The sequence below is a fragment of the Phyllobacterium sp. A18/5-2 genome (assembly GCF_025452215.1).
Lineage (GTDB): Bacteria > Pseudomonadota > Alphaproteobacteria > Rhizobiales > Rhizobiaceae > Phyllobacterium > Phyllobacterium sophorae.
On record NZ_CP104967.1, the window covers coordinates 1,188,226 to 1,210,573 of the forward strand.

Here is a 22,348-nt window from a genome sequence, read left to right on the forward strand (position 1 = left end):
AGCTAGCATGTCTGAGCCTTCGGCTGAGAGGTACATTTTCAACGCCATCACCATCACCCAGCTGTGTGTTCTGTCGCAGGTCTCCGCCACCCGTTTGCTGTCCGGTTCGGCTTGCGTCGGTTGTAGTGCCTCCGGTCGTCTTTCCTCAGTTCGGCGATCACGTCGAAGATATCCTCGCTCGTTGCGGCGACAATGGTCTTTGCCCTTTTCAACCTATCGAACCTGTCCATATTCAAGATCTGATCCCGGTGCTCGTCGCGCCATCTCGATGTGTCGCCGACGATATCCTGGTACCGCACGGATCCGATAGGCTGGCCGATACCAAGCAGCGTATTCACGTTCGCCGACACCAGCAACGCCGCGTACCTTTGGCCCGATTTGGCATTTCTTCGTGCCGCTCAAAGTCATCTGGGGTATGCTGCGAAATCTTGCACGCAAGCAGAGGGAGGAGGAGGCCCCATGGGCGTCAGCGGCTGGCTGCGCGAGCACGGGCTGGGACAGTACGAAGAAGCGTTCCACCAAAACGACATCGACTCCAAGGTCCTTAAGGATCTTACGGCCGAGGATTTGATTAGCATCGGCGTCGCGTCAGTAGGCCACCGCCGAAAACTGCTCGCCGCCATTGCTGTGCTGCGCGAGTCAGCGGCGCAGGCGACCGGCTCAGCCGTGGATACGGTAGACACGGCCTCTGAGACACTCAAATCAATCCCAGAGCCGGAGCGCCGTCAGCTAACGGTGATGTTTGTCGACTTGGTCGACTCGACGGCGCTCTCAACGCGGCTTGATCCAGAGGAGATGGGTGAATTGCTGCGGGGCTATCAACGTGCGGTTGCTGGTGCGATTGGGCGGTTCGAGGGGCACGTTGCCAAGTACATGGGCGATGGTGTGCTCGCCTACTTCGGCTATCCGCGCGCTCACGAAGATGAGGCCGAACGGGCCGTGCGGGCAGGACTTGCTGCCGTCGAGGCGGTGCGCGGTCTGAAACCAGCGCCCGGAATGCGCCTTCGCGCTCGGGTAGGCATTGCCACCGGTCTGGTGGTTGTCGGCGAATTGATCGGTGAAGGTGCCGCGCGTGAAGAGACGGTAGTCGGCGACACACCCAATCTCGCCGCGCGGCTGCAAAGTATGGCCGAGCCTGGGGCTGTGGTGGTGGAGTCCGCACTAGGCAGCTGATCGGCGGCTTGTTCGACCTCGTTGATCTCGACCACCGTCCGCTGAAGGGCTTTCCTGCTTCCGTTCGCGCCTGGCGCGTGCTCGGAGAAAGCGCAGTAGAAAGCCGTTTCGAAGCCCTGCGCGGGGCGGGCCTGACCCCGCTAGTCGGTCGTGAGCATGAAATCGGACTCCTGCTCAAGCACTGGGACGCAGTGAAAGAGTGTGAAGGCCAAGTGGTGCTGCTCGCCGGGGAGCCCGGCATCGGCAAGTCGCGCCTTGTCCGTGCGCTGCGCCGCCGGGTGGAAAGTGGGCCGCATATGACTGTGAGTCATTACTGCTCGCCGTACCATCGAACAAGCCGGCTTCATCCAGTTATCAGTCTTTTGGAGCGAGCGGCCGGCTTCGTCGCCGAGGATTCCGTCGGAGTGAGACTCGACAAACTGGAGTCGCTGCTCGCGCTTTCAACAGAAGATGTCGCCAGCGCGGCACCTCTGCTCGCGGCGCTACTGTCGGTTCCAGAAAGCGACCGCTATCCGCCTTTGGAACTAAGTCCGCACAAGCAGAAGGAGCGGACGCTGGAGATATTGGTCGATCAGCTCATCGGGCTCGCGAAGCGCCAGCCCGTCCTGGCTGTATACGAAGATGTGCATTGGGCAGATCCGACGTCGCTCGAGCTACTGGACCTTGTAATTGACAGCGTGCAGTCCTTGCCGGTGTTAGTGCTCATCACGTTCCGCTCTGAGTTCGTGCCACCGTGGTTACACTATCCTCATGTCACAGCACTGACGCTCAGTCGTTTGAGCCGTCGGCAGAGCGCAGCTATGGTCGGGCGGCTGACGGGTGGCCGGGCGCTGCCTACCGAAGTGCTCAACCGGATCGTCGCAAAAACAGACGGCGTTCCGTTGTTCGTAGAAGAACTGACGCGGGCCCTAATCGAGACCAAACTGCTCCGGGACGAAGGCGACCACTACGCGCTCGCCAGTCCGCTGTCGACCCTCGCGATTCCAACTACACTTCAAGAGTCGCTATTAGCCCGGCTCGACCGACTGGCCCCGGCCAGGGAAGTAGCGCAGGTGGCAGCAGCAATCGGACGAGAATTCTCGCATGAGTTGCTCGCCGCTGCCGTGTCGTTGCCAGCGAACGAAATGCAGGGAGCGTTGGAAGATCTCATCGCGTCGGGATTGGTGTTCCGTCATGGGACATCGTTGCGCACGGCGTACAGCTTTAAGCACGCGCTCGTGCGCGACGCGGCCTATGCGACCCTTGTGCGCACGAAACGGCAGCGGCTGCACGCGGGAATCGCCAGGGCGATCGACCAACGCTTCCCGGAAATGATTCAGGCCGAGCCCGAATTACTAGCTCACCACTACACTGAGGCCGGGCTGCTAAAACCAGCCATCGACTACTGGCTTAAGGCCGGACAAGCGGACATCGCGCGCTCCGCAACAGAGGAAGCGATTACCCATCTGAACCGAGGGCTTGAGCTGCTTGCTTCCTTACCGGACGATGCAGCGCGATGGCGGCAGGAACTCGAACTGCAAGTCGCCCTTGGCGTTGCGCTGATGGCTGCTAAGGGCTGGGCAGCGCCTGAGGTAGGGTGGGCCAACGCGCGAGCGCGTGAACTATGCGAGCTGCTTGGCGACGACTCCCGACTCTTTCCTGTCCTTTACGGGGAATGGGTGTTCCGCGTGGTGCGGGCGGAGCTCGAAGCCGGTCGCAAAGCAGGCGAGGAGTTGCTTCGCCGCGCGCAGGAACAAGAGGATGTGGCCGCTGAGACCATCGGCAATCGAATTGTTGGAACCGAAGCCTTGTTACGCGGCGAGATTGCGATTGCCCGCATATACCTGGAACGGTCGATCGCCCTTTATGACCCCCAGCGGCATCGTTCGCTCGCGTTTCTGTTCGCGCAGGATCCTCGGGTGGCAGGCCTTTCTGTCCTGTCCTGGGCCTTATTGGCTCTCGGCCTGCCCGACCAGGCCCAGACGAGGAGCAAGGAAGCGTTGGCATACGCAACGGACCTATCGCACCGCAACACCCTTGGTTACGCTCTGCTTTACGGCTGCATCCTATCGCAGCTTCGCGGCGACCAGGAGGAAGCCTGCGAACGGGCGGATTCACTCATCACGCTCGCCAGAACGCAGGGATCTCCACACTTCCTCGGAGCAGGTATGGTCGTTCGAGGCTGGACACTTGGACAGACGGGCGAGTTGCAGGCTGCCATTACGCAGATTCGAGAAGGCTTAGCCTCATGGCAAGCGACGGGAGCGGGTTTCCTGTTGCCATTTTTTCTAAACTTGCTCGCGCAAGTCGAAACGCAGGCTGGCGGAGCGAAGAAGGGCTTAGATTTGCTCGCCAAAGCCCGGTGCCGAGTGCGTGAAACTGGCGAGCGGTGGTTCGAGGCGGAACTGCATCGGCAGACTGGCGAGCTGATGCTGCAGTTGCCGATGAGCTACCGAACCGCGGCGGAAGCGAGGCTCCGGCGCGCGACCACAATAGCCCGACAGCAAAGCACTAATTTGTGGGAGCTGCGCGCGGCGACAAGCCTCGCCCGACTATTGGTCGAGCAAAAACGGGGAGGCGAGGCTCATGACCTCCTCGCCCCGCTGTGCAGCAAATTTACCGAGGGCTCTGGGACATTGGATCTACAGCTAGCCCAGCAGGTCCTTTGCGACGCGGCTGGTAACGCTGGTTGCCGATCGATTTGATTCATGCTGGCTGACCCGCTTTCCAGCTATGTGTCAGGCGCGACGGTGGCAGTGACGGGCGGAAGGCCATTCCTATAAGGAGCCAACCTGGCGTCAATGCTGTTCGGCACGGTGCTTTCCACCCGCATAGACGAAGCGCCTGCGTGGTTATCGCTTGGCGGTATCCGAGTCCGAGATTTCGCGCTGAAGGAACGTCCGTGTCACGTCTTCAGCATGCTCGGCCAGCCAATCGGCCATCGCTTGCTCCTCGGCTAAAATAGTTTCACACACATTCTCCGTTTCGGCGTCGCCGACATAGCGGGCGGCTTCTGCCAGCATCTTGTAGCTGGCAATTTCCATATGCTCGAACGTATAGCCGGCGAGCGAACCTTTCATCACCTCATCACTGACGAAGATGCCGCTGAGCGATTGGCCCAATGCCACCAACTTGGCGCCGGCGTCCTTCAGACTGGATGTGTCGGTGTTACGGCGTTCCAGACAGCCGCGAACGAGCTCGGCGTGCCGTTCGGTCTCGCGGATGTGCTGGGAAATGCGTTGTCGTAAATCCGGATAGTTTTCGAGTCTTCCCTCTTGGCCCTTCAGCATCGTCAGGGCCTGTTCTTCCATGGCATGGGCATTGCGCAACCCTGATCCCCGGTCGGCGGTTTTTTGGCGAGCAGTGCCAGAGCGGGTTCGATACGCTGCGGCATCGGATCGAATGGCAAGCGAGGCTGATCCTTGTCGCGTCTCGCAGCAGGACGGCTCTTGAGCGGCGCATCAGGATCGGACAGGAGGCCGATGGTCTGAAGTTTCCGGGTCGAGCGTTTCGCCATTTACCTATCCAACCAGAAACTGGGGGACGCGTAAATGAGCCAATATTCTTAGGAGAGACGCCGCCGATCTGTTGCGGCTTCCGTTTCCGACTTAGCGCGCTCTTACAATTGTCACTGAATCTTATCCGAATATTGTCAGCAAACAGAGAATACCAAACACAACAAGCATGAATGCATGGCCATAGACAAGTCGGTCTCGGTTACCCATTCTAGCGCTTTTGACCTGGCCCCGGGACCGGCGTGCGAAGTGACAAATTCAGTCCGAATAAAAACGCCCTTTTGAGTAACAGGTATACTGTTGATCTATCCAGTGAAATTCATGAGACGACGGCCACTTCATAAGCCATGCATTGGGTATCGTTCCTGTCCGGGCATGTGGCGCTAAGTGGTTTAAGATTGCGCCTGCACGCGGTTTTCGCTACTTTTAGTTCTTGCTGTTGTTCGGGGGACGGCGTTCAGCCGGGGATCACATGTCTCAAAATCTTTTGGTTAACGGCACTAATTATGCCGTCGATGTTGATGATGACATTCCACTACTTTGGGTCCTTCGTGACACCATAGGTCTTACCGGTACGAAATTCGGCTGTGGCATCGCAATGTGCGGTGCCTGCACCGTGCATGTCGATGGCATACCCGTGCGGTCGTGCGTAATGCCGGTCGGTGACGCGGTGGGCAAGCCTGTCACCACGATCGAAGCGATTGGTGATACTGCCGAAGGGGCGCGGGTACAGAAGGCCTGGCTGGAAATCGATGTCGTGCAGTGTGGCTATTGTCAGTCCGGACAAATCATGTCCGCCACTGCGCTCCTTGCTGCCAATCCGTCGCCGACCGACGACGATATCGATGCTGTCATGGCGGGAAATATCTGCCGATGCGGGACCTATCCACGCATCCGGGCGGCCATCAAGCTAGCGGCAAAGGCGGGGTGATGCGATGTCGATTCATGACAAAGTCAACGTTTCCGTCTCGCGCCGCCACTTTCTGATCGGCGTATCGCTCACAGGAGCGGGCCTGATCATTGGGTTGCAGCCATCGCTTTTATCGGCTGCTGCGGGCGACCTTGAACCAAACCCCTTCATTCGCATTCCCGCCGATGGCAAAATTGCGCTCATCATGCCTTCCGTGGAGATGGGGCAGGGTATCTACACTTCAGTGGCGATGCTGCTCGCCGAAGAACTAGAAGTCACCCTCGACCAGGTGGTGCTGGAGCATGCGCCTGCTGATCCTACCCGTTACGCAAATCCCTTGCTGGGCGACCAGATCACAGGCGGTTCCCTTGCCATTCGCGGTGTTTACGAGCAGATGCGCAAGGCAGGTGCCAGCGCCCGTGTGATGCTGGTGAACGCTGCGGCGCGTGGTTGGGGCGTCTCGCCTGAAACATGCACGGCTGAGGCTGGGCAAGTCATTCATGCCGCAAGCGGTCGCCGCGCTGCCTATGGCAGCCTGATCCAGGCCGCAGCATCCCAGGCGGTTCCGCAGGAAGTGCTCCTCAAACCTGCATCGAGCTTTAAGCTTATCGGCAAGCCCATCCGGCGTCTTGACAGCCCGGAGAAGGTCAACGGAACCGCAAAATTCGGTATCGACGCCCGCCCGGAAGGCGTGTCCTACGCGGCTATCGCGATTTGTCCCCATTTCGGTGGCAAGCTGCGATCCGTTGATGACAAGCCAGCAATGGCGGTCAAGGGTGTCAAACAGGTCGTCCTCATCGAGGACGCGGTTGCGGTGGTGGCTGACAATACCGGCGCTGCGCGCAAGGGGCTTGCCGCGATTGCCATCGACTGGGACGCTGGTCCGAGCGGCGATCTTTCATTGGCCGAACTCGAGAAGCGCGCGGAGGATGCGACGATCAGCGGCAAGGCCTTGCCTCACATTAATGAAGGCGATGTCACTAAGGCCGAAGCTGAAAACGGGCCGGTTCACGAATTCGTCTACCGCCTGCCGATCCTTACGCATTCGGCGATGGAGCCTATGAACTGCACCCTTCACGTTCGCAAGGACAGTTGCGACGTGTGGGTCGGCACCCAAGTGGCGGGCCGGGCGCGGCAGGTCGTGGCCGACGTCACGGGCCTTCCTGTGGATAAGGTTGTTGTTCATAATCACCTTCTCGGTGGCGGTTTCGGCCGCAGGCTCGATGTCGACGGCGTAATTCTGGCGGCGAAGATCGCAACACAGGTGGATGGTCCAGTAAAGGTCACCTGGAGCCGCGAGGAGGACATCCGCCACGACTGCTATCGATATCTTAATTACAGCAAGATCACGGCAACGCTCGGTCCAGACGGACTGCCCATGTCATGGCGGCATCGCGTGATTGGTCCCGCCGTCATGGCACGCTGGCTGCCGGCCTTTACCCGCGATGGCATCGACCTTGACATCATGGGCGGTGCAGAGTCGTCATACGCGATCCCGAACAAATATACCGAGTTCGTGCGCCATGAGGCTCCGGACGGAATGTTGACTGGTAATTGGCGCGGCGTCGGTGCCACGCGCAACATCCCCCCGATCGAAGGCGGCATCGACGAACTGGCGCATGCCGCGAAGATCGATCCGCTCGAGTACCGCAGGCGGCTGCTTCAGCATAAGCCACGTCTCATCGGTGCACTTGATCTGGCCGCAGAGAAGGCCGGCTGGACGACTGCCTTGCCTCGGGGCAAGGGAAGGGGTATCGCCCTGTCGGAGGATTTCGGCAGCTTCGCCGCCATGATCTCTGAGGTAAGCGTGGGGGACGACGGAAAACTCAAGATCGATCGCATCGTCTTTGCAGTCGACTGTGGCCAGGTTGTCAATCCGGACACGGTGGACGCCCAGATATTGAGCGGCATCGTCTATGGTCTCAGCGCTGCACTCTACGGACGCTTAACTGTCCAGAACGGTGCCGTCGTCGAGAGCAACTTCGACGACTCTCCCGTCTTGCGAATACACGAAACGCCTAAGATCGAGGTATACATCGTTCCGAGTTCGGAAGCGCCAGGCGGCATAGGGGAGGTCGGCACGCCGGGTGTCGCCCCGTCACTGTTCAATGCGATCTTCGCGGCAACCGGCAAGCGGCTCCGGTCACTGCCGATCGACCAGCACGAATTCCGGAGGGTGTGATAATGGCCATGCGTTTTGCCGCCATTGCGATCGTATCCGTTCTCGCTACAGCCGGTACATTTGTCCTCGTTGGACCGCTGCGGGGTTACGCCGAGACATCGGGTGCCGGGGCGCTCAAAGCCGTCTCTGACTTCGATACGATAGTTGACACTAGGGCACGCTCGAAGGCCATTTTCGAAGAGGCAAGCCGCGTCTTGACGCATCCACGCTGCATCAATTGCCATCCGGCGACACGCAGTCCGACGCAGGGTGAAGACAAGCATCCGCACGTGCCGTTGATGATCGCAAGCAATAGCTCATTGGGTCCGTTGGGTCTTGCATGCAGCACCTGCCATGGCCCCGAAAATCGTCCGATCGTCGGAAGCCGCATGAAATCTATCCCGGGTAACGCACACTGGTCATTGGCCCCGGCCAGTATGGCCTGGCAAGGGCTGAAGGTTAGCGAGATATGCCAGCAGGTCAAGGACACGAGCCGCAACGGCAACCGTTCGCACGCCGATCTCATAACTCACATGGGCGAAGACCACCTGGTCGGATGGGCTTGGCACCCGGGCGAAGGGCGTAGCGCCCCTCCCGGCTCGCAGGAGACTTTCGCCGCACTGGTCGCCGCCTGGGTGAAGACCGGTGCCGAGTGTCCGGATTAATGCCAAAATCCATTATGGATCCTTGCGCTGAGTGCTGCAGACCACCATAACGCACCAGCATTTCGGTTCAGACCCGGTTGAAGTGTTCGCTATCGATGTGAGCGGCCGGAAGTGACCGTTTTGCGCCAAAAGCGGCACCACCGTGATTTAGGGAAATAGATAGCTTCTGGAACATGAAAGCGTTTCTTTATTGATCGTTAGTATCGTTTCGCGGAGAGGTAACAGATGCTAACGACCGAAGAACAAGACAGACTTACGCTCCAAATTTGTTCTGTTGACTCCGACGTTTCGACGACGGTTAAGGGAGGGTCTGATCGGATTGTTGGCAATTCGACAGGAGGCACTCCCCTGGTACCACAGAGCGGCTAAGGCGCTTCTGATTGTTGTGAAGAGTGGAACGGCTCGGAAAGTTTGGAGTATATACGATCACCACTTCGCGCGGACACCCGGGCTCATGACGGGTTTCAGCTATGGCGACAAGCCGATCATATTTCTTGCCACGGTTGTGCGGGCAGTCATTTGGATCGTTTTCTTTAGTGAGCCGATTTCGCGGAGATCTCGCCAAGAGACTGTTAGACGTGAACCAAGATGCTCATCAATGACGACCATAGGAGCCCAGGGCCTTTCATTCTGTGTAGAACAGGTCGTAGGCTCGCCACACGTCAATGATCTTCTGCTTGATCTCATCAACGCTACGGTGTGGAAACTTGGCTCCAAGGGTCAAAGCCAAAGCTGACACGTCGATCGTCTCAGGGCGTGCTTCTTCGGCTTTTTCGGCCTGGGCGTTGATTTCCGCCATCAATTCGTCATCTTCGGTCATGTCCGAAGTTTCCCGTTTTCGTTGAGCGTAGCAGAGTCCGCAGCGGACGGCGACACCACACCATCTACTAGACTTCGGCCACGCAAGCGCGACATTGTAAAGCAAAGTGAATCAACAGGGGATGGACCCAAAGCGCCGCAGTAATGCGGCGCTTTTTTTATTTAATGATGACTGGTCGAAACACAGGACCTTAATATGAAAATCGCTCTTCACATAGTTGCGGCTGTTTTGCTTGTCACCATGGCAGTAGCAGCATTTTATAGCCGGAAGGCGCGTGGCCACTTTCGATCTCCGGTATTTTTGAGAATCAAAACCGCGGCATACAATTGGCAGGCAGCCCGGTCCGACGATGGTTATTAGACGTCCCTTGCTGAGCTGGCTGGTGATCGCCGCAACAGCATGCTCGCGCCCGAAGATGCGGGGCATGAGGCGCTCTGGCCGGAACTCGTAAGACAAGGGGGAAGAAACGCCCGCCGGGCTACGGAGCTCGACCGGGGCGATGAACGTGTATCCCCGCCCCGGAACGTTTGCAATGAATCTCGGCTCGCGGTGTGTCTCCCCAGTGCCTTCCTCAGCGCGGAGACATGTACGCGGAGATCTCGCCTCGTCCACGAAAGTGTCCGGCCAATCCTGCTTGACGATGTCTGCGTTGGTTTTCAACTCGCCTGGCCGGGTTGTATGTGCACATGACTAGCCCTACGCAATTCCGTTAGCGTAGGCCGGGACTTGCTTGTTCAGACGGCCACTTTACCTGCTCCGCCAGGAAGGCGGCAAACGGCTTCACATTCACATTGCCGCTCGCCTCCTCCAGCCCGCCAAATAGGCCCTGCGGTCTTCCACCCTGACGACTGTCCAGGGATACCCCCGCCGGGATGGCGGTCACACCAGCTTGTCCCGCGAACGGATCGGACTCGCGCACGTCATACCCGGCCGCTTTAAAGGACGCCACGATTTCGTCCGCGAAGGCGTCGCGCCCTACGCGCAGGAAAGCGCCGGCAAGCCGTCCCGCCGGTGGAATGCCCGCCATCAAGCAGTAAGGCCAGAACAGTTGAGACATCGCGCACCGACGCCATTGCGACCTGCATCTCGATCGGCGCGCGCTGGAAAAATGGTATCAGCTCTTGGCCTTGGATGCATGGGCATGACGGCGGTCTATGGTCCGGGCGGTAAAGTGAGATGATCCGGCTTATCGGGACGCACATGATCGCGGGGTCACTCTCTTCGACACAGCAGAAGCCTACGGGTCCGTTTGCCAACGAGGAGCTCGGCGGCGAGGCGCTTCAGCCCATTCGGGACAAGATCGTCCTCGCCACCAAGTTCGGCATTGACATCAATCTGGAGACCGGCGAGCGCTACGGCGGGATCAATAGTCGTCCAGAACATATCAAAGCTGTAGCGGATGCCTGCCTCAAGCGCTTGCGGACCGATTACATCGACCTGTTCTACCAGCACCGCGTCGATCTCAACATTCCGATCGAAGATGTTGCCGGCGCCGTGAAGGACCTTATCGCCGCAGGCAAAGTTAGGCATTTCGGCCTGTCTGAAGCTGGTGTCCAAACCATCCGCCGCGCCCATGCCGTCCAACCGGTCACGGCCGTCCAGAGCGAATACTCGCTGTTCTGGCGTGGTCCGGATGCGGAGCTTCTTCCTGCTCTCGAAGAACTCGGCATAGGATTCGTTCCTTTCAGTCCGCTGGGTGCCGGATTTCTGACCGGGGAAATTGACGAGAATACAAAGTTTGACGAGGGCGATTTTCGCAGTTCGGTGCCTCGATTCTCGGTAGTGGCCCGCAAGGCTAATATGAGGCTGGTGCGTATAATCAAGGCTGTCGCCGATCGCAACGGCGCTACACCGGCACAGGTGGCACTCGCGTGGTTATTAGCACAGAAGCCCTGGATCGTTCCGATTCCGGGAACTACCAAGCTGCACCGCCTTGCGGAAAACCTCGGTGCCGTCGACTTGGAATTGTCTGCTGACGATCTTGCTGAGATTCGGACCGAGTCTTCGAAGATTGAGGTGCAGGGGGCGCGTCTTCCAGAAGCCGTGTTGAAGATGACAGGCCACTAAAGAACGGCAATCTAGGCGCGGGTTGCAGATGAACACCATGCACAGTCAAGCTCGATGCCAAGCTCTTTGTTGAGATCGACACGTCCACCACAGTCCACTCTTCCGGCCCATCTTCGCTTTGTCGGCAGCTGAGACAAGGGCTAGTATGTATGGAGGTGATCCGCATGGGTGCCGTTACAGCTTACTCCATTAGTCTGGCAATGATGCTCCTTGTGCCCTCCAGTCTGGAGGCCGAAGCGAAGGACAGGCTATCTGGGGATCGCGCGAAAATCGGCATTGCAGAGAACCGGGAAACCGGCAGCTCGCAAGATCGACTAACCCGTGACAGCACCTTAGGTAATGTGCTGAATCACCCGGCCCTGGCCGGCTTTAGTCATCTGACATTGCCCGGGGATAATCGCGTATACGACGAAACCCTGCGCTTGAGTGCGATGGGCGAACCTGGTCTCAAAATCCTGGTTGTCGGTGCGACCGGCAGCATCGGCGCCTTGGACGCTGTGCATGACGGCGCGAATATGCCGTTAGATCAGGAGCCTCAGCAGATGCTGTCAGCGACCTTATGAAGGATTGCCACAGCATATTCGAGAAAGACCATCAAAATGGCTCGAATGCTTTGACGCGGTTCCTATCGGTCAATTGCAGTTCGTCGCTAGGGACCTCTGCGGGATAACCCATCAAAGACATGCTTTGACGGGAATGCTATACGAGAAGGTAGTGAGAGCTTTTTGGACCAAATGCTGCTCAACTGATTTGTTTGACGACAGGCGGATAGAAAAAAGGACAGCCACATGAACGATTTCTATGTTGGCCAAAAAGTCGTTTGCATCGACGACAAATTCAAAAACGTGAGCATCGACCAACTGATCCGAGAGGGTCAGATTTACACGGTCCGCTGGGTTGGCATGTACAAGCACTATATCGACGGCGAGTTTGTCGGGATCAAAGTCGAAGAAATACACCGCGGCAATGATGATGGACCCGAAGGATATGGTGCCGCCGATATGCCGTATCGGGCGACCAGGTTCCGTCCATTGGTGAAAGATAAAATTAGCGCGTTGCGAGGGCTATTGGCCCCCAAGCCTGATACCCCGCAAGAACCGAAGACGAAAACTCCGGCAAAGAAGAAAGCGAAGGTATGAACGGTTACGAGATTGCAGAACTGTTCATTAAGGCAGCGATTGTTGACTGAATCAGCGCCAAAAAGTGGCGGAACAGGAGCGGGCAGGCTGGTGGGGGACCGTCGCGCCGTCGTCGCTGTTCCGCCAAAGGCTGACTGCGTGCTTGGCGGCAATGCGCAGTCAGGCGTCCAGAATACACCCGGAGGCGAACGACGACTAAGCAATGCTTTGAACCTATCCACCGGAAAATGATTTACGGAATTGATGGGGAAGAAAGAGGAAGCCACGCAGGGCTGCTAGGGAGATGTAGTTGCGGGCTTCCTCTGGAAGTTTGCCCTTAAAATTTGGGGTCACAGGGCAAAATGAGAATACACTCTGAAGCGCGCGGCCACCAACAAAATATGGGTTCGCAAAATCTTCGCTCTTCGGCAGGGCAAAAGCTTAACGCAGCCAAGTACTTGGAGCCGCACGCTGACAAAAAAAGCGCATGAGACCATAAGGTCAGCGCCGACTAAGCCAAGAGACTCGTGCTCAACCGTAGTAGCGGGGAGAGGAGTTCGTTGTCCCGATCTGGGCGACGAATCCAGTATGTATTTCGCTGCATTTTAAGCGCTTTTGGCCGCATCCCATTTGATCTATGCTGACCTTGAAACATCTGTCCCAATGATATGCGACGGAGCAGCATTATGAGTATCTTCGGTGAGAAGCTGATGGGATCGCGTGGAGCGCAGAAATTGTCGGCTGCCGCCTTTGTGGCAGTCTCGTTATCCTCGGCTATCGCCAGTATATGTGTTCCATACCCTGCTGCAGCGGCAGATTGCAGTGCATTGGCCGCACCTGAATTGGACTGGAGCGACTGCAGCAAGAGCAAAATCATGATCCCAAGTAGCGAGCTTGAGGGCGCTAACCTCCATAGTACCAATTTTTCTGGGACCGATCTCAGCAAGTCAAATTTGAAGACGGCGAACCTGGTACAGGCGAACCTCGTGCGCGCCTCGCTTGCCGGTGCAAACGCAGAAAAGGCCAATTTCTCCGAGGTCGAAGCCTACCGCTGTAATTTTGCCGACATATCGGCTGTCGGCGCATCTTTCACAAACGCCGAGCTGCAGCGCGCCAACTTCCGCGGAGCGAAGCTGACTGGAGCGAGCTTCGAGAAGGCAGAGCTTGGACGCGCAGATTTCGACCAAGCGGTCTTGACGGGCGTCCGCTTCTCGCTCGCCGATCTTTCACGCGCAGATCTCAGTCATGCCACCTTCGAGGGTCCGCTCGTCTTTGACCGCGCCTTCATGTTCCTCACAAGGATCGAGGGGCTGGACCTCTCGGTCGCACAGGGGCTGGAGCAGAGGCAGATCGACCTTGCCTGCGGCGGCGGCTAAGACAAAACTGCCGGCTGGACTTAAGACTCCTTCCAGCTGGCCTTGCCCAGCAGATGTTCCAGATTAGCCGATTATTCAACAATGAAAAAAGCGGTTTCGACACAAAATGCAACAGCCACAAGACTGTTCCATAATGTTGATTATGCGATTTCAAATTGTAGGGGGGCACATTCTATTTTCAATTGCGACACGTACAAAACCCTCTTTGTTTTCAGGAGGATGGAATGCCCCGCAGTTTCACGCAATTGACGATTGATGAACGCCGTACGGTTTCACGGATGCTACAAGCCAAGGCACGATTGGCGCAGATCGCTTCGGTTCTTGGTCGTCACCGCTCCACGGTCCACCGCGAGATCAAACGCAACTGGTGGCGCGACAAGGAAGTTCCGCAGGCGGATGGCTATTGGCACGTAACAGCACACAGTCTTTATGAACAGCGGCGGCGGTCATATCGCAAGCTGCATCAGCATCCGCAGCTGCGCCATGTCGTCATTGATCGTCTGAAGGCCGGATGGTCTCCAGAGCAGATCGCCGGCCGCTTGAAGAGAGAGCCTGATGCTCAGCACCGGCTGTGCCACGAGACAATCTACCGGTACGTGTATTCTGAAGATGGGCAATCCCAGGAGCTTGCGCGTCACCTGCCCGAGCGTCGTCGCAAACGCAAGCCACGCTATGCACGAAGACCGAGAGGCCTTGTGTTTCCCGACTTTATGGCCATTCGCCACCGTCCAGAACAGGTCAATGACCGTGGCCAGTTCGGGCATTGGGAGGGTGATCTGATGATCTTTCGCAAGGAGTATGGCAACGCGAATATTGCGACACTGGTGGAACGCAAGAGCCGCTATACCGTCCTGTTTCGCAACAATGACCGGCAATCGAAACCGATCATGGGGCGTCTGATCAATGAGCTGTCAGCACTGCCGCATTCGGCAAGACAGAGCATCACCTTCGACCGTGGTTTCGAGTTCGTGTCCTGGCGCGATCCGGAGACCGGGATGGGTACGAAGGCATGGTTCTGCGATCCGCAAGCACCCTGGCAGAAAGGTTCGGTCGAGAACATGAATAAAAGAGTGAGACGCTATCTGCCGCGTGACACCGACCTCTTGTCCCTTCCTCATCAATCAGTGCGATCCATCTGCGAGTGTCTCAACGCGACCCCGCGAAAGTGCCTCGATTACAGGACCCCGAGCGAAGTGTTCAGAGAACAACTTGTTGAAATAGTATCGCTGCCGGAATAGCCTGCCCCACCCCGCCGTTGCATTTGAAATAGAACCCACACGGGTGGGTTCAAGGATGAAGTGCGACTTGCAATAGATAACAATGGCTTATCACTCGCAAGGACTTGCCCATGAAACGCACCTACTCCCAGATCGACATGGATGAACGCCGCAAGATCGCCCGCTGGCGAACGGCTGGTATCAGTGTTGATCTGATTGCCGAGAAACTCGGACGGCACCGCTCGACGATTTTTCGCGAGCTCCGACGCAATGCTTTCACGGATTCGCAAATGCCGGATCTCAATGGCTACTATTGCGTAACGGCGAACGACATGGCGCGGGCACGACGTGCCAAGCTGCGTAAGCTGGCGCGGTTCTCGCATCTGCGCCAATCCGTGATCGAGCGCATTATGCATGGGTGGTCGCCGCAACAGATTGCCGGTCGGCTGCAGCTGGAGCGGCATCCGATTTCCGTGAGCCATGAGACGATCTACAAGTTCGCCTAACCTCGGACGGCCATGCCATCAAGCTATGGCGACATCTTCCGGAGCGACGCGCCCGGCGTCGGCCACGGCATGCCCGACGCCGCCATGGTCGCCGATTCAGCCCGCAGCTCAACATTCTGCATCGGCCGGACATTGTGCGTGAACGCCAACAGTTTGGCCATTGGGAATGCGATCTGATGCAGTTCAAGAAGAAGTTCGGCAAGGCCAATGTGACGTCTCTGGTCGAGCGCGTCAGCCGCTTTGCCGTCTTCCTGCGCAACAATGACCGGCAATCGAAGCCTGTTATGGATGGGCTGATCTAGGTGTTGCAATCCCTGCCCCACCTCGCCCGCCGTTCGATCACCTTCGATCGCGGTACCGAATTCACCGACTGGCCCTACCTGCAGGCAAGCCTGGGAGCCCAGACATGGTTCTGCGATCCGCAATCGCCCTGGCAGAAAGGTACGGTCGAAAACACCAACGGACGGGCCAGGAAATGGCTGTCGAGAGACGTCGATCCACTGTCTCTCAGCGACCGGGATCTCACAGATATTTGCAATCGACTGAACGCAACACCGCGCAAATGTCTCGGCTACAAAACACCCGCTGAAGTGTTCCGGCAAAAGATCATGGCGAGGACGCAATAAATGCGCTAGCTTGCCGATGCTCCAAAGTCGCGCTTCAGCGAGAACTCACACCAGTAGAAAAAGCGCGTTCTTCATCCCAAAGCCAGTACTACCGGACACATTGATATCGCGCGGCATAGACCGGCCCTCGCGGGCCCGTTCTTCCAGCGTTTCCGTCAAAGTCCTGCGTTACCTCAACGATCAGCAGCCGTTCTTTCTTACCCCATCCTATGCACCGGTTTCGTCGTGGCTAGCGCTGAGGGGCTTCGATTCAGGCAGAATCTTTGAACCGAAGAAAGATCGACAACACGACCAACGTTGCAGTGGAAATAAACTCCGATTGCCAGTTTTGAAAGGATTCGAACCAGAACCGCGCGCCGCCAATATATTGGAGAAGCGACTGTTTGTTATTGCCATGGATCACGGCCTCGGCATTTTCTGCCAAATGGCTGGCGATAAGGTGCCCCACGAAGGAAAAAATGAACAGGAACACCAGCACGAGACCGAGCGAGTATCGGTATAGCCAACGTAACAGAGGTGAACGCTTCGACCAGGTCGGATAGCGCGGCTTGTCACTCCCATGCCCTTCTTCGGATGCTTCGTCCGGATCCCGGGACTCGGCTGATCCCTTCTGAAACAGGTATGCAGTGAGAACGACATAGGTCGCCATCTGTAGCCACTCACTTTCCCAATTTTCAAAGAGAGCGGACAAGAAATTCTCGTTCGTGAGGTATTGCCCGACTGATATCTGTTGCAGTCCATGCTGCGCCAGCTGTTCGTTTTCATGGTAGTGCCCAGCGACTATCATGCCCACCATGCTTGCCAGGAATGCAGTCAAAAGAGCAATGGTGAGGCCATTTTTGCGTAAGAAACGCATATCGGTTCTCCGTCGTTTAATTGCGCGATTCATGAAAGACGCGTCAGGGCCTCTTCATATTTGGCCAGCTTCTCACGCGCTGTCGGATCCTCTGGCTGTGATCTGACCTTTGCGATGTTATCTTTCAGATCGGCAATCTTTACGCGCCGCCCAAGGCTATTCTCGCGCGTGCGTTGCACGAAGTCGAAATAATCTTCGCCTTCGCGACGGGTCACAGAATCTATGGCTTCAAGGATATGAGGGGCAAATCCTTCTGAACGGAGTTTATCGAGAGACCATGTGGCCTTCTCGACAACATCGTGCAAAACCCCGACGATCATTTCATCCTCTTCGTCCAGGGCCATCATTACCCGCAACGGGTGGAGGATATAGGGCTCTTCGTCGTCTGCGCGATAACCAGCGTGGGCGTTGGCAGCAATTGAGATGGCATGCTCGAGGGGTGACATTTGAAAGTCTCCTGCGGATTAGATAACGTTCAAACCCTTGCGAGCCGAACGCGTTCCGTGGAGCGCCGATTTTTTTCTTCCATGCGCTGAGCGATTGGACATCAACCCGATGAGTGGAAAGGATTCCCCGAAGGTCCCCGCAAGATACTGTCGAGGATTCGACGTATCGTGTACGCCGTATACTAGTGGTCGAGCGTTGTGGGACCCACCACTGAATGAAGCGCAGCCCGTAGCAAAGGCCACAAGTAACGTCGCAATGGTTTGATTGCGCTAACTGATGTTCACTTTGCGTTTCAGCGCTGTCGCGCAATAGGGTCATTGGGTAGCTACCGTATACCACCTTGAGTATTCCCATGGAGAGAGACTTTAAAGAAATCCTGCACCCTTATTTCATCGTACAGATGCTGTCCCGTCCACCTTAGCTGGTGCCATGACTCTTAGTTTCGAAAAGCGGATCGGCGTGTCTGTGGATCAAGCGCCACTCACCTTCCTCCTTGCGAAAAATTTCGGTCACCCTCAATCGCATCGGGATTGTCCCGGCTCGCCCCTTCATCCGCAGCCTGGCGTTCTGAAAACCTGCCCAATAGCCTATTTCGCCGTTGGCACACATATGGACAATCTCCAGGTCGCTCTCACTCCCTGTATCGAACGAATGCGCCTCAAGCTCATATCGTCCCAAAACTTCGCGTGCGCCCTCGACGACGGCGCCCATGGGGCCAAAAAAGGTCGCAGCAAAATTCTTGACGGCAATTTTAGCTAAGGGTCCGGCATCTCCGTTGACATAAGCCTGCGCAACGACCTTGCGCTTTTCGATAAACGTCTTGAAATCATCGATCATGCTGCACCTCTTCTTATGCACGGTTGTCTTTGCCCGCAGATCGATGATGAAACCCCAAGAGCCTTCAATGGTTCCAGCAGCGATGGCCTGCCATGAATTGGACAAGTGCGGAACGGGCTGCCGGAAAAATGTAGCCATCGACGCTCCTGCCTTTGCTTAGTATCATCCCGCATGTACGCCGGTGCAATCGTCCGCCGTTTGTGTTGGGTTGGCCGCATAAAACGGTTGCCATCGGGATCGCGTTAAATTCACAGGACTAGTGAGCAAGATTCTGAAACCTCCGCAGGTAGTGCGTGTCTTTAAACTCGCGGCGGGGCCATTGAAAGCTTATATCTAAGCCGTGACACGTGGTGTGGAGTTCGACTTTGGCACAAAGAACCGGAAGCGCTGACCTTCCCTTGCACGGCGGCAAGGTTCCAAGGTGGCTTGGGGACCGCATGACGAGGCTCGGCGCAGTAATGTGCGAGGCAATCGTCCATCATTATGGGCGCGACGAACTCCTGCGCCGCCTTGCGCATCCGTTCTGGTTTCAGTCCTTCGGCGCTGTTATGGGGATGGATTGGCACTCCTCCGGCATCACCACCAGCGTGATCGGCGCACTGAAACGTGGACTTACCCCGCTATCGCGCGAACTCGGCGTTCATGTGTGCGGTGGCCGCGGGGCCTATTCGCGCAAGACTCCCGACGAACTCACTGCGATTGGCAACCGGGTCGGGATTGACGGTGCCGGACTTGCCAAGGTGAGCCGCCTGGTGGCAAAGGTCGACAGCGCGGCGGTTCAGGACGGTTTTGACCTCTATCTGCACGGCTTTATTGTCACGGACGATGGTCATTGGACCGTTGTTCAGCAGGGGATGAACGGCGATGACCGACAGGCGCGCCGTTATCACTGGCAGTCGGAAGGCCTGACGAGTTTCGTTGATTCACCCCATGCGGCCATTGAGGGAAAAGGGCACGGGAAGATTGTAAATCTTGCCGATCGCCGTGCCGTTGCTTCGCGCAAGGGTCAACTAGACGTTTTGCGCACCTTAGGTCCGGATCGGATTGTGCGTGAGGTAGCAGCGCTCAAAGCTGATCCTCTCGCACTGCCGGGTGCCAAAGATCTGGCGCAACCGATGCTGCCACATCTGATCATGCCAGCTCATCACGATGTGAGGGAAAACGATATCGTCATGCGGCGTTTGCACGGAAATCTTGCGGCCGCTGCCGAGAGAGGCCCCACAGATTTCGAGGACTTGCTTCTCGTCCCGGGCGTTGGCGCACGCACGGTCAAAGCGTTGGCCATGGTTGCCGAAGTGATTCATGGAGCACCATGCCGCTTTTCAGATCCGGCACGCTTTTCCCTTGCCCACGGCGGCAAAGATCGGCACCCCTTTCCAGTACCTTTGAAGGTATATGACGAGACAATTAAAGTGCTGAAGTCAGCGATACTGAAGGGAAAATTGGGGCGGGCAGAGGAGCTTCACGCAATTAGGAAGCTGGACGAGCAATCGAGGGAGCTCGAACGCTATGTGACCGGGCCGGACCTGAAGAAAATTGTCACCAGCGAGTTTGAACGGTCGGCCCAATTTGGTGGTCGGAGTGTGTTTGGTTGGGAACCGGGATCAAAGTAAAGCAAGGTTGTAACGGAGACGTTGGGACATGATGACGACCAGACTTGAAACCTGTGCTTGTTTTTGTGGCGCGATCACAGCGGAAATCCAAGGTGAGCCATTCTGGATTTGCTACGATCACGACGACGATTGCCGCCGGGCAATCGGATCTCCATTAACCATTTGGGTGGGATATAAGACGTCGCAGTTTCAGCTCAAACGTGGCAAGCCTAAAGCGTTTTCGAAGACCCGAGGGGTCTCACGAACTTTTTGTTCCAACTGTGGTACATCGATTGGATATTCGGATGAGGGCATTGCTGGCGAAATCTACCTCACGCTGGGGTTTTTCGACCACCCGGAGCATTTTCCCCCTGCGGCGCACGCCTATTGGCAGTTGAAACTTCCATGGATCGAGTTCGCCGATAAACTTCCCCCGTATTGATCAATACTCTCAAAGACGAGATCCTGCGCTTGGATATCCCCGCGACCGATGAATAATTGGACTAGAGGAACTTTAGCACGAAATGAAACGTGCTTCATATGTGCGAGGATAATAGGCGTTTTATGGGCAGAAGTGATCGAGAGTTCCGCCGCAGGAGGGAGCAGGACCATTAGTGAGCTCAAACGCTTCGACATAGTTGGCGTGTCTCAACTGCCAAACTTCCTGGCGCCGCGGCCAACTTTGTCCGGTAGCGGACAGACCCGGAACTTTTCAGTAGCTTGCGGTTTGTTGTTATATCGCTGACTTCCAGGTCAGCGGGCCCTGGATGGCTCCGATCTTCAGGGCTGTAAATTGGCGGTGGGAAGTGATCTCACCGTCTCTTTTTGGAAGCAAATCGCTTTTTACTATTAATGCCCTAAGTCAGCGCGCCGGCCCAATTGTCAATGTGGCCGGTGAAACGAGGCGCCGAGATGCACCTTTGCTCAGCGGAGCTGGCCGGACGTTAAGCCGATCCTTTGACCGGCATGTCAACATCTACATTCTTTTGCAGTTGATCTGACAATGTTTTTACCAACACCGGAATTTCAGTCGACGGTAGGTCAGAGTGAAGATTCCAATGATTGCTGCCGTCCGACGCTGCCTTGGTAACGGCTACGATCAAAAAATGAGAATCAGGAAAACTGGTCCTTAGCTCGTCGCAAGCGGCAGCAATCTTTCTGTGAATCGTCATGTTACGACACCCTCGAATTTGCAATGACCCGATGTAACACAAAGCCGCGATGCCGGTCATTCACTTAAAGTGGTCATCACCCTGAATTGCCCGGCAGGCCACACGCTGTCTGGTGCAGAACATGCTTAGTCGACGGCGTATCTCCTAAAATTATTGGCTGATTTACGCTCCCCCAGTTCTGGTTGGATAAGAAAATGGCGAGACGCTCGACCCGGAAACTTCAGACCATCGGTCTCCTGTCCGATCCTGATGCGGCGCTCAAGAGCCGTCTTGCTGCGAAACGCGACAAGGATCAGCCTCGCTTGCCGTTCGATCCGATGCCGCAGCGTATCGAACCTGCTCTGGCACTGCTCGCCAAAAAACCGCCGACCGGGGGTCAATGGGCCTATGAAGTCAAATGGGATGGGTACCGTCTTGCCGTGCATGTGGAGCCCACTGGCGTGCGCATCATCACGCGTGGCGGTCATGATTGAACATCCTTTTTCCCGGCGATCGCAACCGCCACGGCTCTCGGCCCCGCAACCATGATCCTCGATGGGAGGCGGTTGTCCTTGATGACAAAGGACTTCCCAACTTCGGATTGCTGCAACAAGCGCTCGGCGGCAGGTGGGCAACCAGGGCTGCCGGAGCGGCAATCTTCTATGCCTTCGATCTTCTTTATTTCGACGGCCACAATCTGACTGGCCTGGAATTGTCGTCGCGGCGGCATATGCTGACCACGCTGCTCAACGACAGGCCAGGCGACGCGATCCGGCTTTCCGAGACAATCGAAGCCGATGGGGAATCCCTGTTGCGCAACGCCTGTGCGCATAGCCTCGAAGGCATCATCGCGAAGGATATCAACAGTCCCTACCGCTCCGGGCGGCGGGGCGACTGGCTCAAGATCAAATGCAGCAACAGCGAGAGCTTCGCGGTCATAGGCTATGAGCCATCGCAAAAGGTCCAAGGCTCAATCGCCAGCCTGCTGTTGGCGGCGAAAAAAGGTGACAAGCTGGTCTATGTGGGCAACGTGGGCACAGGTTTTTCGGCAAAGCTGGCGCGAGATCTGCGCAGACAGCTTGATACGATGCGGGTCGAAAAACCATCTGTGCCGATCAAGGGCAAGGGGCTGGTGTTCGTTCGACCCACGCTCATTGCCGAAGTCAATTTCAGTGCCGGACGCATGACGGAAATTTGAGGCATCCGCATACGGAGGTCTGCCGACTGGTGTGAGTAGGTCACGAACATATCGTTTGCCCACTCGGCGGCCTGGCACAGCGGCCCGTGAACCGTCGCGGGCAATAGATTCCCACGTGCTGTTCGATGACGGCA

19 protein-coding genes and 4 pseudogenes are annotated in these 22,348 nt (G+C 56.9%); 14 read left to right on the plus strand and 9 right to left on the minus strand.

Annotation, left to right across the window (positions count from 1 at the left end):
- Nucleotides 1-53: 53 nt before the first annotated feature.
- Nucleotides 54-350 (minus strand): hypothetical protein, encoded by a 297-nt coding sequence (locus N8E89_RS24440; protein ID WP_262262411.1) that lies wholly within the window; start codon nucleotides 348-350, stop codon nucleotides 54-56.
- A 109-nt stretch (nucleotides 351-459) separates the two neighbouring features.
- Between N8E89_RS24440 and N8E89_RS24445 the strand changes: the two genes are divergently transcribed.
- Together N8E89_RS24445 and N8E89_RS24450 are read left to right on the plus strand one after the other, a co-directional pair.
- Entirely contained in the window at nucleotides 460-1,173 is a 714-nt protein-coding gene (locus N8E89_RS24445; RefSeq protein ID WP_262262412.1) for an adenylate/guanylate cyclase domain-containing protein, read from the plus strand.
- Between the two features lie 8 nt (nucleotides 1,174-1,181).
- Nucleotides 1,182-3,857, plus strand: a complete 2,676-nt coding sequence (locus tag N8E89_RS24450; RefSeq protein ID WP_262262413.1) for an AAA family ATPase — start codon at nucleotides 1,182-1,184, stop codon at nucleotides 3,855-3,857.
- Nucleotides 3,858-4,004: 147 nt separating this feature from the next.
- Here the strand turns inward: N8E89_RS24450 and N8E89_RS24455 are convergent, their stop codons facing one another.
- Together N8E89_RS24455 and N8E89_RS24460 are read right to left on the minus strand one after the other, a co-directional pair.
- Entirely contained in the window at nucleotides 4,005-4,463 is a 459-nt protein-coding gene (locus N8E89_RS24455; protein WP_262262414.1) for a ferritin-like domain-containing protein, read from the minus strand.
- The gene (locus N8E89_RS24460; protein ID WP_410010414.1) at nucleotides 4,445-4,669 is read right to left on the minus strand and encodes a hypothetical protein; all 225 of its coding nucleotides are present in this window, start codon (nucleotides 4,667-4,669) and stop codon (nucleotides 4,445-4,447) included. The genes N8E89_RS24455 and N8E89_RS24460 overlap by 19 nt, the downstream gene beginning before the upstream one ends.
- Nucleotides 4,670-5,139: 470 nt before the next feature.
- Between N8E89_RS24460 and N8E89_RS24465 the strand changes: the two genes are divergently transcribed.
- From N8E89_RS24465 to N8E89_RS24475, 3 genes are read left to right on the plus strand one after another with little or no spacing between them, the layout of a single operon-like run.
- A complete protein-coding gene (locus N8E89_RS24465; RefSeq protein ID WP_262262415.1) occupies nucleotides 5,140-5,598 on the plus strand; it encodes a (2Fe-2S)-binding protein in 459 nt (152 codons plus the stop codon).
- Nucleotides 5,599-5,602: 4 nt separating this feature from the next.
- Nucleotides 5,603-7,759: a xanthine dehydrogenase family protein molybdopterin-binding subunit gene (locus N8E89_RS24470; RefSeq protein ID WP_262262416.1), complete on the plus strand. Its 2,157-nt coding sequence runs from the start codon at nucleotides 5,603-5,605 to the stop codon at nucleotides 7,757-7,759.
- A gap of 2 nt (nucleotides 7,760-7,761) precedes the next feature.
- Entirely contained in the window at nucleotides 7,762-8,403 is a 642-nt protein-coding gene (locus N8E89_RS24475; RefSeq protein WP_262262417.1) for an Isoquinoline 1-oxidoreductase subunit, read from the plus strand.
- 625 nt (nucleotides 8,404-9,028) lie between these two features.
- Here the strand turns inward: N8E89_RS24475 and N8E89_RS24480 are convergent.
- From N8E89_RS24480 to N8E89_RS24490, 3 genes are all read right to left on the minus strand, one after another.
- The gene (locus N8E89_RS24480; RefSeq protein ID WP_262262418.1) at nucleotides 9,029-9,223 is read right to left on the minus strand and encodes a hypothetical protein; all 195 of its coding nucleotides are present in this window, start codon (nucleotides 9,221-9,223) and stop codon (nucleotides 9,029-9,031) included.
- 111 nt (nucleotides 9,224-9,334) lie between these two features.
- Complete coding sequence (locus N8E89_RS29130; RefSeq protein ID WP_315975707.1) at nucleotides 9,335-9,649, minus strand: hypothetical protein; 315 nt, start codon at nucleotides 9,647-9,649, stop codon at nucleotides 9,335-9,337.
- A 283-nt stretch (nucleotides 9,650-9,932) separates the two neighbouring features.
- Nucleotides 9,933-10,280: a hypothetical protein gene (locus N8E89_RS24490; RefSeq protein WP_262262419.1), complete on the minus strand. Its 348-nt coding sequence runs from the start codon at nucleotides 10,278-10,280 to the stop codon at nucleotides 9,933-9,935.
- Nucleotides 10,281-10,331: 51 nt separating this feature from the next.
- On the opposite strand from N8E89_RS24490, the pseudogene N8E89_RS24495 reads away from it, so the two are divergent.
- The 6 genes and pseudogenes from N8E89_RS24495 (at nucleotide 10,332) to N8E89_RS24520 (ending at nucleotide 16,133) form a co-directional block, all read left to right on the plus strand.
- Nucleotides 10,332-11,290, plus strand: a pseudogene (locus N8E89_RS24495) (aldo/keto reductase).
- Between the two features lie 164 nt (nucleotides 11,291-11,454).
- Complete coding sequence (locus tag N8E89_RS24500; protein ID WP_262262420.1) at nucleotides 11,455-11,853, plus strand: hypothetical protein; 399 nt, start codon at nucleotides 11,455-11,457, stop codon at nucleotides 11,851-11,853.
- Between the two features lie 225 nt (nucleotides 11,854-12,078).
- Complete coding sequence (locus N8E89_RS24505; protein ID WP_262262422.1) at nucleotides 12,079-12,429, plus strand: CAP-Gly domain protein; 351 nt, start codon at nucleotides 12,079-12,081, stop codon at nucleotides 12,427-12,429.
- 665 nt (nucleotides 12,430-13,094) lie between these two features.
- Nucleotides 13,095-13,851, plus strand: a pseudogene (locus tag N8E89_RS24510) (pentapeptide repeat-containing protein).
- A 157-nt stretch (nucleotides 13,852-14,008) separates the two neighbouring features.
- Nucleotides 14,009-15,022, plus strand: a complete 1,014-nt coding sequence (locus N8E89_RS24515) for an IS30 family transposase (protein WP_262262423.1) — start codon at nucleotides 14,009-14,011, stop codon at nucleotides 15,020-15,022.
- Nucleotides 15,023-15,132: 110 nt separating this feature from the next.
- Nucleotides 15,133-16,133, plus strand: a pseudogene (locus N8E89_RS24520) (IS30 family transposase).
- A gap of 250 nt (nucleotides 16,134-16,383) precedes the next feature.
- Here the strand turns inward: N8E89_RS24520 and N8E89_RS24525 are convergent.
- The 3 genes from N8E89_RS24525 to N8E89_RS24535 form a co-directional block, all read right to left on the minus strand.
- On the minus strand, nucleotides 16,384-17,022 hold the full coding sequence (locus N8E89_RS24525; protein ID WP_315975708.1) for a DUF6766 family protein: 639 nt from the start codon (nucleotides 17,020-17,022) through the stop codon (nucleotides 16,384-16,386).
- Nucleotides 17,019-17,435, minus strand: a complete 417-nt coding sequence (locus N8E89_RS24530) for an HD domain-containing protein (RefSeq protein ID WP_262262424.1) — start codon at nucleotides 17,433-17,435, stop codon at nucleotides 17,019-17,021. Before N8E89_RS24530 ends, N8E89_RS24525 begins: the two co-directional genes overlap by 4 nt.
- 418 nt (nucleotides 17,436-17,853) lie before the next feature.
- Complete coding sequence (locus N8E89_RS24535) at nucleotides 17,854-18,411, minus strand: YybH family protein (RefSeq protein ID WP_262262425.1); 558 nt, start codon at nucleotides 18,409-18,411, stop codon at nucleotides 17,854-17,856.
- Nucleotides 18,412-18,638: 227 nt separating this feature from the next.
- Here N8E89_RS24535 and N8E89_RS24540 point away from each other — a divergent pair, with 227 nt between their 5' ends.
- The 3 genes and pseudogenes from N8E89_RS24540 to ligD all read left to right on the plus strand — a co-directional run.
- Complete coding sequence (locus N8E89_RS24540; RefSeq protein WP_262262426.1) at nucleotides 18,639-19,886, plus strand: DUF763 domain-containing protein; 1,248 nt, start codon at nucleotides 18,639-18,641, stop codon at nucleotides 19,884-19,886.
- Nucleotides 19,887-19,914: 28 nt separating this feature from the next.
- Nucleotides 19,915-20,307, plus strand: coding sequence for a GFA family protein (locus N8E89_RS24545; RefSeq protein WP_262262427.1), 393 nt, complete (start codon nucleotides 19,915-19,917; stop codon nucleotides 20,305-20,307).
- A 924-nt stretch (nucleotides 20,308-21,231) separates the two neighbouring features.
- A pseudogene (ligD, locus tag N8E89_RS24550) lies at nucleotides 21,232-22,272 on the plus strand (non-homologous end-joining DNA ligase); the annotation flags it as partial.
- Nucleotides 22,273-22,348: the final 76 nt, after the last annotated feature.